The sequence below is a fragment of the Roseovarius aestuarii genome (assembly GCF_019966515.1).
Lineage (GTDB): Bacteria > Pseudomonadota > Alphaproteobacteria > Rhodobacterales > Rhodobacteraceae > Roseovarius > Roseovarius aestuarii.
Genome location: NZ_JAIMIB010000031.1, coordinates 19,737 through 29,193 on the forward strand (window position 1 = coordinate 19,737; position 9,457 = coordinate 29,193).

Genomic DNA, 9,457 nt, shown 5'->3' on the forward strand with positions numbered 1-9,457 from the left:
TTTCAGAACCTTGTTTCAAGTTTGCGGCGCAACAGGATCGCGATGAGGTTCATCAGGATCAAAAACGTCAGCAGCACAATGATCGCTGCGGCGGTTTTTTCGGTAAAGGCGCGTTCGGGCGCGTCGGCCCAGAGGAAGATCTGCACCGGCAGGGCGGTGGCGGGTTCGAGGATCGAGGTGGGGACATCGACGATAAACGCGACCATGCCGATCATCAGAAGCGGCGCGGTCTCGCCCAGAGCCTGCGCCATGCCAACGATCGCACCGGTCAGCATACCGGGCATCGCCACGGGCAGGACGTGGTGAAAGACCGCCTGCACCGGCGTCGCCCCAAGGGCAAGTGCTGCCTCTTTGAACGATGGTGGGACCGAGCGCAGCGCCGCACGCGAGGCGATGATGATTGTGGGCAGGGTCATCAGCGCCAGCACCATGCCGCCCACCAGCGGAGTCGAGCGAGGCAGGCCCATCGTGCCCAGAAAGATCGACAGGCCGAGCAGGCCAAACACGATCGAGGGCACAGCGGCGAGGTTGTTGATATTGACCTCAATGAGGTCCGACATGCGGTTTTTCGGCGCAAATTCCTCAAGATAGATCGCGGCGCCAATGCCCAGCGGGAAGGACAGGACAAAGCAGACCAGCAAGGTCAGGGCCGATCCGGCCAGAGAACTGAGGATACCCGCGATTTCCGGCTCGCGACTGTCGCCACTGGTAAAGAACCCGCGGTTGAAAGCCTCGCGCGCCATGCCATCGGCAAGCAGTTGGTCCAGCATGGCAATCTCGGCATCAGACACCCGGCGTTGCTTTTCCGGCAACTCGGTATCGACCTGGCCGCTGATATATAGATCGGCATCATCCGAGGCCGTGACCCAGAGCGTCTGCATTCCGCCCAGCAAGGCAGGGTTATCGCGTATCTGACGCTCAATCTCAAACGCGGCCTCGGAGCTTACCAACCCGTAAAGGCGTTTTTTCTCTTTGCGACTGTCGACCTCGGGGAAGGCCTCGCGCAGGGCTTCTTTCAGGATGCTGTTAAAGCTGGCATCGCCGATGTTTTCGGGGTCCACTTCGTCAGCGCTGAGCTCAACTGTTACGGCGATTTGGGACTGCCACACGACGCCGGCACCGTCGCGGATGATCGACACGAACATGACCACCAAAAAGGCCAGCGAAATCAGAATCGCCCCGCGTCCGGCCCATTGAAAACGCGCTTCGGCCCGTTTGCGGCGGCGCAGGCCGAAGCCTGCCTGTTGGGTGAAATTAATCATATTGTTCCCGGTATTTCTTGACGATCCTGAGCGCGATGACGTTCATGATCAGCGTCAGAATGAAAAGCAGCAGGCCAAGGGCGAAGGCCGATAGCGTCTTGGCGCTGTCAAACTCCTGGTCGCCGGTCAGCAGGGCCACGATCTGCACGGTGATCGTGGTCACCGCATCAAGCGGGTTGAGGCTCAGCTTGGCGGCAAGCCCGGCCGCCATCAGCACGATCATCGTCTCGCCAATGGCGCGCGAGGTGGCCAAGAGCAGAGATCCGGCGATGCCGGGCAGGGCGGCGGGCATGACCACGCGGCGGATGGTTTCCGACTGTGTCGCACCCATGCCCAGCGAAGCGTCGCGCAGGGATTGGGGTACAGCGTTGATTACATCGTCTGAGAGTGAGGAAATCAGCGGCACGATCATGATCCCCATCACCAGTCCCGCTGCCAAGGCGCTTTCCGAGGCGACCTCGAACCCGAATTGCCCGCCGGTCATGCGGATGAAGGGCGCGACGGTGAGCGCGGCAAAAAAACCGTAGACGACGGTGGGGATACCCGCGAGGATTTCCAGCGCCGGTTTCACCCAGTCACGGGCGCGTTTGCTTGCATATTCAGACAGATAGATCGCCGAAGTCAGCCCCAAAGGCGTAGCCACGGCCATTGCGATGGCACTGATCAGTAGCGTGCCGTTGATCAGCGGCAGGACACCGAAACTGCCTTCGGCGCCCACCTGATCGGAACGGATCGCGGTTTGCGGGCTCCATTCCAATCCGAAAAGGAAATTGCTGATCGGGATTTTCTTGAGAAAGAGAATGGTCTCGAATACCAGCGACATCACGATGCCGAGCGTCACCAGAATGGCCACCCCGGCAGCTGCGGCCATAACGGCGACGATCAGGCTATCGCGCCAGCGACTCCGGCCCGACCGGGTGATGATCAGCGTACCGTCAGGCATAGGGGCAGGCTTTCATTGAGGGGAGGCAGAAGAGTGCCCCGGCCCGTCAGATACGGGCCAGGGCGCATCACTTTACATGCTAAGCGGCGACAGCGATTTGACCTTTTCGGCCCAGTCGTCACGTTCGTCATCGCTAAGTGGGATAAGGCCCTTATCCGCCAGGTAACCATCTTCACCCCAGGCATCTTCCGAGGTGAATTCGGCCAGGAATTCCTCGATGCCCGGCACCACGCCCACATGATCTTTCTTGACATAGAAATAGAGCGAGCGGGCGATCGGATAGTCACCATCGGCGATCAGTTCAAACTCCGGTTCGACACCGTCAACGAGCGAGCCCTGAACCTTGTCGCTGTTCTGCTCAAGGAAGCTGTAGCCGAAGACGCCGAACGCATTGGGGTTGGCTTCGAGCTTTTGCACGATCAGGTTGTCGTTTTCACCGGCTTCGACATAGGCGCCATCTTCGCGTACCGTGTGGCACAGCGATTTATAGGCGGCCTTGTCTTCCTTTTTCATGGCTTTGATCCAGTCGAAGGTCTTGCAGCCCCCTTCCAGCGCCAGTTCGGCAAAGGCGTCGCGGGTGCCGGATGTGGGTGGCGGTCCCAGAACCTCGATTTTCACAGCCGGAAGATCGGGGTTGATCTCGTTCCACATGGTGTAGGGGTTGGGTTGCAGCGCGCCTTCGCCGTTCGGCACATCCTTGGCCAGCGCCAGGAAGATGTCTTGCAGGCTCAGTTCAACCGGATCATTGCCAAGGGCATTGGCCAGTACGATCCCGTCAAAGCCAATCTTGACCTCGACAATGTCATTTACGCCATTTTCGGCGCAAAGCTCGACCTCGGAGGATTTGATGCGGCGCGAGGCGTTGGTGATGTCGGGTGTGTCGACGCCCGCACCCGAGCAGAATAGTTTCAGGCCGCCGCCGGAGCCGGTGCTCTCGACGATCGGTGTGGCGAAATCGGTGGATTTGCCGAAACGCTCGGCAACGGTGGTTGAAAACGGGAAAACGGTGGATGACCCGACGATATTGATCTGGTCTCGTGCTATGGCAGGGGCGGCAATGGCCGCGGTCAACACGGTGGTCGTGACAAGTGTTTTCAGGCGAACAGACATGGTGTCTCCTTAGCGTATATCAGACGTTCCGGTTTGGAACGGCGCCTGTCTCGGCGGCGCGTGAAACACGAGTACGACGATTCTGTAACAGTTCTATGACAGTGTTAATTTTTATGCTGCGGCGCAGCGACAGGCAGGTAAGCGGTGAAGGTCGATCCTTCTCCCAGGGTGCTTTCGATCGTCAGAATGCCACGATGGCGCACCAGAATATGCTTGACGATCGCCAACCCCAGGCCGGTGCCACCGACGTTTCGAGATCGGCTTTTGTCAACGCGGTAGAACCTTTCGGTCAGGCGTGGGATTTCCCTGGCGGGGATGCCCTCGCCCTGATCGCGAACCGCGATCATCACCGCGTCACGTTTCAGCGGATTATCAGCTGGTGCCACCTGCGCCGTTACGGTGACCGTTCCATCCTCGCGGCTGTAGTTGATGGCATTTTCCAGCAGATTGATCAGCGCTCGGGCCAGATGATCACGTTTGCCCAAAGCGGTCGGCAGGCTCGGTTCAATCTGACACTCAAGGTTTTTGCCGCGCTTCCTTGCCAGCGAGGTAGCGGATTCAACGGCCTGCAGAATGGTTTGGTTCAGGTTGAGCCGGTTTTTCGGCGCGCGGCTTTCCTTGGCCTCGACCTTGGACAGCGACAGAAGATCCGAAACCAGATTCGTCATGCGGACAACTTCCTTGCCCATCAGGTCCAGAAATAGCGCTCGCGCCTCAGGGTCATTCTGGGCCTCGCCCTGCAGGGTTTCTACAAAGCCGGAAATCGCAGTCAGGGGCGAGCGGATTTCATGCGAGACATTGGCAACAAAATCGCTGCGCATGGACTTGGCGACGCGCAGGGGGGTCTGGTCAATGAACGTCAGCGCCAGCGTGGTGTCGGAAGCCTGATCCGGGGCGGTCAGGGTTTTCACCGAGACCAGAAACTCACGCTGAAAAGTATCATCGGTCACAAGCGTAAGGCTGGCAGCCTCTTGGTCAGAAAGCGCGCCCTTGAGTACTGCGATGAAATCGCTGTTCCAATTGCCAAGGCGTTCCAGCTCCATACCTGTTTCGAGAGTGGGGAAACTGGTGAGGGCGTCTTCATTTGCCAGCGCGACGCACAGGTCACTGTTCAGCACCACAATGGGTACAGAGATGCTGTCGAGCAGTTTTGTCCGGGTCGTCATGAAATCTCTCAGGTCCGGGTCAGGTCGGTTTGGATAGCGGTCATAAAGGTCATTTACCTCAATTGCGCAACAGTCGCGGCAAGAAATTAGGCGGAATGCAGTTGAATCGTGGGTGGACATTTGACCGAATTTAAGGTTTTTTGACCGATTAAAGGTGTCCTTATGACTAAATTCAACAATTCCACAACGACCCATCGTGAAGTTGAAGTGCTGGAAGCGCTGCGCCGTCTTGGCGGGTCCGCGCGCAATTCCAACATTGCCGATTTGCTGGGCGTGTCCGAAGAAACCGTGCGACGGACAACCAAGGCGCTGGCCAAGTCCGATTTGGTGCGCCGGGTACATGGCGGGGCCTATCTGCCCGACGCGCGGGTCGACGCGGGTGTGTTTTCGCGCATCGGTCAGCGCTCGGATGAGAAGTCGCTGATCGCCCGGGCCACCGCGCGGCTCATCCCTGACGGGGCCTGCGTGTTTCTCGACGTCGGCTCTACCACGGCTTTTGTCGCCCATGCGCTGCGCAAACACGAGAACCTCTTTGTGGTGACCAATTCGCTTAATGCAGCACAATCGCTGGCTAAACGCCGGGGCAATCGCGTTTTTCTGACAGGTGGCGAATTGCGCGACGCGGAATGGGGCACATTCGGCCCCGAATCCGAAGCGCATGTCAGGCAATTCCGCTTTGATTTCGCCGTGTTGAGCGTCGACGGTGTAGACGTGGACACTGGTTTTCTGCTGTCGGCCCCTGCCGAGGCGGCGCTGGCGCGCGCGGTCATTGCCCGGGCCGGAAGTACCGTTGTCGTGGCAGATCATTTGAAATTCGGACAGGCGGCGCCATTGGTCATGTGCGACGGTGATGCCGTGGATTGCATCGTCACCGACCGCGCGCCAGAACGCAACTTTTCAGAAAAACTCAATGCATGGCATGTTAAGCTGGTGAATGCCGGTCGGGAGAGCGCGACATGTTGAACGGTGCCCCGGTAATGCCGTGCGGAGATGAAGCAGGGGCACGGCGATGACCATCATTTATTTCATTGTGCAGCTGATGGGCGCGACGATGTTGCTGCTCTATGCGGTGCGCATGGTGCGGACCGGGATCGAACGCGCCTTTGGTGCGTCATTCAAACGGGTTGTGACAACCACCAGCAACCCGATCAGCTCGGCAACGACCGGGTTGATACTTGCGATCGTGCTGCAAAGCTCGGCTGCGGTCGGCCTGTTGGTGGCCGGCTTCGCAGGCAGCGGCGCATTGGGGTTCGGCGCCGGGCTGTCGGTGGTGCTCGGGGCCGATCTGGGCTCGGCCCTGCTCATCCAGGTGCTTTCGTTCAAGCTGGAATGGCTGGTTCCGCTTTTGCTGGCCGTGGGCGGGGCGTTCTTCATCAAATCCGATGGCCGCAAGCTGAAACAGGCGGGCCGGATCATATTGGGCATTGCCTTTATCCTGATCTCGCTGCGGTTCCTGCGCGAAACCATGGACCCGATCCGCGACAGTGCCTTTCTGCCGTCGATCGCGGGCTATCTTGAGCGTGACTTCATCACTGCCTTTATCGTCGGTGCGATCCTGGCCTGGGTAATGCACTCCAGTGTCGCGGTCATCCTGATGTGCGTGACGCTGGTTGCGATCGATGCCATCCCGGCGGCGGCAGGCGTCTCGCTTGTTCTGGGCGCCAATTTGGGCAGTGCGATCATCCCGATCTGGCTGACTCGGAATATGACCCCGGTCGCCAGGCGCGTACCGCTGGCAAATTTTCTGATCCGAGGCAGCGGCGCAATCATCGCCCTTGTTCTGGTGAACAAGTTGTCGATTCTGCCTTACCTGTCGGGCATGGGTGAGGCGCAGACCCTGATCAACGCGCATCTGGTCTTCAACGCACTGCTTCTGTTGGCATTGCCATTCTGCCGTTTGATGGAAGCGCCGATGCAGCGGTTCCTGCCAATGGCGGCCGAAGGGCACGAGGATGTGCCGCAATTGCACCGATCCGTCTTGGACGAGGCCTCGTTGCAGACGCCGCCCCTTGCGCTGGCGAACCTCAAGCGTGAGGTCCTGCGCATGTCGCAGGTGGTTGAGGGTATGACCGCGCCGGTCATGGAATTTTTCGACAGTTACGACAAGACCAAGGCCGAAGCGCTGATTGCCCGCGATACAATCGTGAATCAGGCGCTGGACGACATTCGCCGCTTTGTTGCCGATATGCCGATGGAGGAGGCTACTAAACGGCAGAAGAAGCGCGCGCGCGAATTAACGGAATATGCCATCGCGCTTGAGTCGGTTGGCGATCTGGTAGTCAAGCTGATCCTACCGCTGGCGCGGGAAAGGGCGCTGAAGGGCATTCGCTTTTCCGATGCTGGCAAGGAAGAACTGATCAGTATTCACGAGCGGCTGATGGCCAATATGGGGCTGGCGTTGAACGTGCTGGTGTCAGACGATCTGGAAAGCGCCCGGCTGCTGTTGGAAGAAAAATCTGAGATGACACGGCTCGAACGCTCGAGCCGCAAAAGACATCTGAAACGTCTGACCGAAGGCACGCAGACAAGCTTTGACTCGAGCGACATTCATCTCGAAGTGCTGAGGGGGCTGCGTGAGATTAACAGCCATATCGCCTCGGTGAGCTACCCGATCCTCTATCGCGGTGGTCAGTTGCTGGAAACGCGGCTGATCGAAACCATGTCTGAGGATGACGAAGATACCTGATTACCCGCCGCGGCGGTGACGTGATTTCTGGCGAACTCCATGAAGGCGCGGATCACCTTGACCTCGCGGCGCTGCGCCAGATGCACGATGGATTCGCCCATCCGCAGATTAATATCCGAAAGCGTGATTTCGACCAGTCGCGCGTCATGGCCGAACTCGGCCTTGGACACAAATCCCACCCCCGCACCAGAGGCCACAAGCTCGCGAACGGTTTCGCGGCCTTCCGCCTCAATTGCCGGCGACAGAACGACGCCCGCCTGTGTCGCGGCCTCCTCCAGTTTTTGCCGGGTTTTCGATCCGGTTTCGCGAAAGATCAGCGGCAACTCGGTCAGTTCGCTCAGCGTGATGGTCGTCTTGTCAGCGGGCAGAAGCCCGCGTGCTGCAAAGGCCACGATCGGCGTTTCACCAAGGTTGAGCGTTTTCATGTCGGACCCGGGTGACAGTCTGCTTGCCACACCGACCTCAGCGTTGAAGGCCCGCAACTCTTCTAGCACTTCGTCCGAGTTGCCGGTGCGCAATGTGACCATAACGTTCGGGTAACGCTTGCGAAATGCACTGAGGATATCGGTCACGTGATAAGCGGAATCGGCGATGATCCGCAGCGACCCATCCACGGATGTTCTGGTTTCGGATATATATTCGCTGATCTGTTGCTCGATCTCGAAATAGTGCTTGGTCAGACGAAACAGGTTTTCGCCGATCTCGGTCAGCTGTACCCGTTTGCGTTCGCGGTGAAACAGCAACACATCGTGATCCTGCTCCAGTTTTCGAACCTGTTCGGAAATTGCAGGCTGGGTCAGAAACAATGCTTCGGCAGCGCGGGAAAAGCCGCCGTGCAGCGCCACGAAATGAAATGCTTTCAGCTGGCTGTGTCGCATATGACGCCCCTCGGTTTAACCATTAGCTTGGCCTATGAATCAATCGCAAATAACAATTTCACATATGATGTGGCTTCCTGCAATGGTGATGTGAGATCACCAGTTCGGAGGCTGAAATGACTGCCCATCAGACCGAGATTTTGCCCCCCAGGCTAGGTGAACCCTACCTGCTCACCCCGGGCCCGCTTACCACCTCATTTCCGGTGAAAGAAGCCATGTTGAAAGACTGGGGCAGCTGGGATGATGATTTCCGCGCCATGACCCGTGACATGCGAACACGCCTCCTGGCCTTGCTGGGGCCGGGCGCCGACGACTTCGACTGCGTGCCGATGCAGGGGTCCGGATCTTTCTGTGTCGAGGCCATGCTTGGCAGTTTTATCCCGAAAACCGGTAAAGCACTGGTGCTGGCCAATGGCGCCTATGGACAACGCTCGGCAAAAACAATGGAATATCTGGGTCGAGGCTACATCGTGCTCGACAAGGGCGACTATCTGCCGCCGCGCGGTGACGAGGTCGCTCGCATCCTGGCGGATGATGCGGCGATTACCCATGTGGTCGCGATCCATTGCGAGACCAGTTCGGGCATTCTGAACCCGGTCGAAGAAATTTCGGAAGTGACCTACGCGGCGGGGCGCAAATTGCTGGTCGACAGCATGTCAGCCTTTGGCGCGATCCCGTTGGAAGTGGCACAGGTCCGTTACGAAGCGATGGTGAGTTCTGCCAATAAATGTATCGAGGGCGTGCCGGGGTTTGGCTTCGTCATCGCCCGCAAATCCGAGCTTGAGGCGGCTAAGGGCAACAGCCATTCGCTTAGCCTCGACGTGCATGCGCAGTGGGCGAATATGGAGAAGACCGGTCAGTGGCGATTTACCCCGCCCACCCATGTGGTTGCCGCGTTTCTTGAGGCGTTGCGCGGGCACGAGGCCGAGGGTGGCGTCGCCGGGCGTGGTGCGCGTTACGCCCGCAACCGGGATGTGATGGTCGACGGGATGCGCGATCTGGGCTTTGAGACATTGCTCAAGGATCGTTGGCTCAGCCCGATCATCGTGACCTTTTTTTGCCCGGCCTCCGCGGCCTTCGAATTTGGTAAATTCTACGAACTGATGAAAGCCAAGGGGTTCATCATCTATCCCGGCAAGCTGACCGTCGTGGATAGTTTCCGGATCGGTTGTATCGGGCAGATGGATGAAAACGTGATGCGGCAGGTGGTAGAGGCCGCCGCAGCGGCCCTGTCGGAAATGGGTGTAAATGATGCCTCACCGCCGCAGGCGGCACTGGAAGAACGGGCCAAACTGGCTGCTTAAGAAAAGGACGACGACTATGAATATTCAAGCGCCTATTGAGGCGAATGCTCGTGTTTATTCTGTGCCGAAGGTATGTGCGATTGGGATTTGTTTGGATGGGTGTGAGCC

Annotated in this window: 7 protein-coding genes and 1 pseudogene; 3 read left to right on the forward strand and 5 right to left on the reverse strand. The window is 58.5% G+C overall.

Translation table 11 applies throughout. The annotated features are described in order from the left end of the window. Positions 1 to 2: 2 nt before the first annotated feature. The 4 genes and pseudogenes from pstA to LC334_RS21755 form a co-directional block, all read right to left on the reverse strand. Positions 3 to 1,262 carry a phosphate ABC transporter permease PstA gene (gene pstA, locus LC334_RS21740; RefSeq protein WP_085802452.1) on the reverse strand — a complete coding sequence of 420 codons (1,260 nt, stop codon included), beginning with the start codon at positions 1,260 to 1,262 and terminating at the stop codon, positions 3 to 5. Beyond that, a pseudogene (pstC, locus tag LC334_RS21745) lies at positions 1,255 to 2,154 on the reverse strand (phosphate ABC transporter permease subunit PstC); the annotation flags it as partial. The pseudogene pstC and the gene pstA, both read right to left, overlap by 8 nt. A 123-nt stretch (positions 2,155 to 2,277) precedes the next feature. Continuing rightward, a complete protein-coding gene (locus tag LC334_RS21750; protein ID WP_085802450.1) occupies positions 2,278 to 3,315 on the reverse strand; it encodes a PstS family phosphate ABC transporter substrate-binding protein in 1,038 nt (345 codons plus the stop codon). Between the two features lie 104 nt (positions 3,316 to 3,419). Then, positions 3,420 to 4,481 carry a sensor histidine kinase gene (locus LC334_RS21755; protein WP_176237793.1) on the reverse strand — a complete coding sequence of 354 codons (1,062 nt, stop codon included), beginning with the start codon at positions 4,479 to 4,481 and terminating at the stop codon, positions 3,420 to 3,422. 162 nt (positions 4,482 to 4,643) lie between these two features. On the opposite strand from LC334_RS21755, the gene LC334_RS21760 reads away from it, so the two are divergent. Then, positions 4,644 to 5,444, forward strand: coding sequence for a DeoR/GlpR family DNA-binding transcription regulator (locus LC334_RS21760; RefSeq protein WP_085802448.1), 801 nt, complete (start codon positions 4,644 to 4,646; stop codon positions 5,442 to 5,444). 46 nt (positions 5,445 to 5,490) lie between these two features. Further along, complete coding sequence (locus LC334_RS21765; protein ID WP_085802447.1) at positions 5,491 to 7,167, forward strand: Na/Pi cotransporter family protein; 1,677 nt, start codon at positions 5,491 to 5,493, stop codon at positions 7,165 to 7,167. Here the strand turns inward: LC334_RS21765 and LC334_RS21770 are convergent. Beyond that, positions 7,110 to 8,045: a LysR substrate-binding domain-containing protein gene (locus tag LC334_RS21770; protein WP_085802446.1), complete on the reverse strand. Its 936-nt coding sequence runs from the start codon at positions 8,043 to 8,045 to the stop codon at positions 7,110 to 7,112. The genes LC334_RS21765 and LC334_RS21770 overlap by 58 nt on opposite strands. 116 nt (positions 8,046 to 8,161) lie before the next feature. On the opposite strand from LC334_RS21770, the gene LC334_RS21775 reads away from it, so the two are divergent. Next, positions 8,162 to 9,349, forward strand: coding sequence for a 2-aminoethylphosphonate--pyruvate transaminase (locus LC334_RS21775; protein WP_085802445.1), 1,188 nt, complete (start codon positions 8,162 to 8,164; stop codon positions 9,347 to 9,349). Positions 9,350 to 9,457: the final 108 nt, after the last annotated feature.

Bases quoted from the DNA above. Each gene is read 5' to 3' on its own strand.
- LC334_RS21760 (WP_085802448.1), top strand. From the start codon at position 4,644: ATGACTAAATTCAACAATTCCACAACGACCCATCGTGAAGTTGAAGTG.
- LC334_RS21770 (WP_085802446.1), bottom strand. From the start codon at position 8,045: ATGCGACACAGCCAGCTGAAAGCATTTCATTTCGTGGCGCTGCACGGC.
- LC334_RS21750 (WP_085802450.1), bottom strand. From the start codon at position 3,315: ATGTCTGTTCGCCTGAAAACACTTGTCACGACCACCGTGTTGACCGCG.
- pstA (WP_085802452.1), bottom strand. From the start codon at position 1,262: ATGATTAATTTCACCCAACAGGCAGGCTTCGGCCTGCGCCGCCGCAAA.
- LC334_RS21755 (WP_176237793.1), bottom strand. From the start codon at position 4,481: ATGACGACCCGGACAAAACTGCTCGACAGCATCTCTGTACCCATTGTG.
- LC334_RS21765 (WP_085802447.1), top strand. From the start codon at position 5,491: ATGACCATCATTTATTTCATTGTGCAGCTGATGGGCGCGACGATGTTG.
- LC334_RS21775 (WP_085802445.1), top strand. From the start codon at position 8,162: ATGACTGCCCATCAGACCGAGATTTTGCCCCCCAGGCTAGGTGAACCC.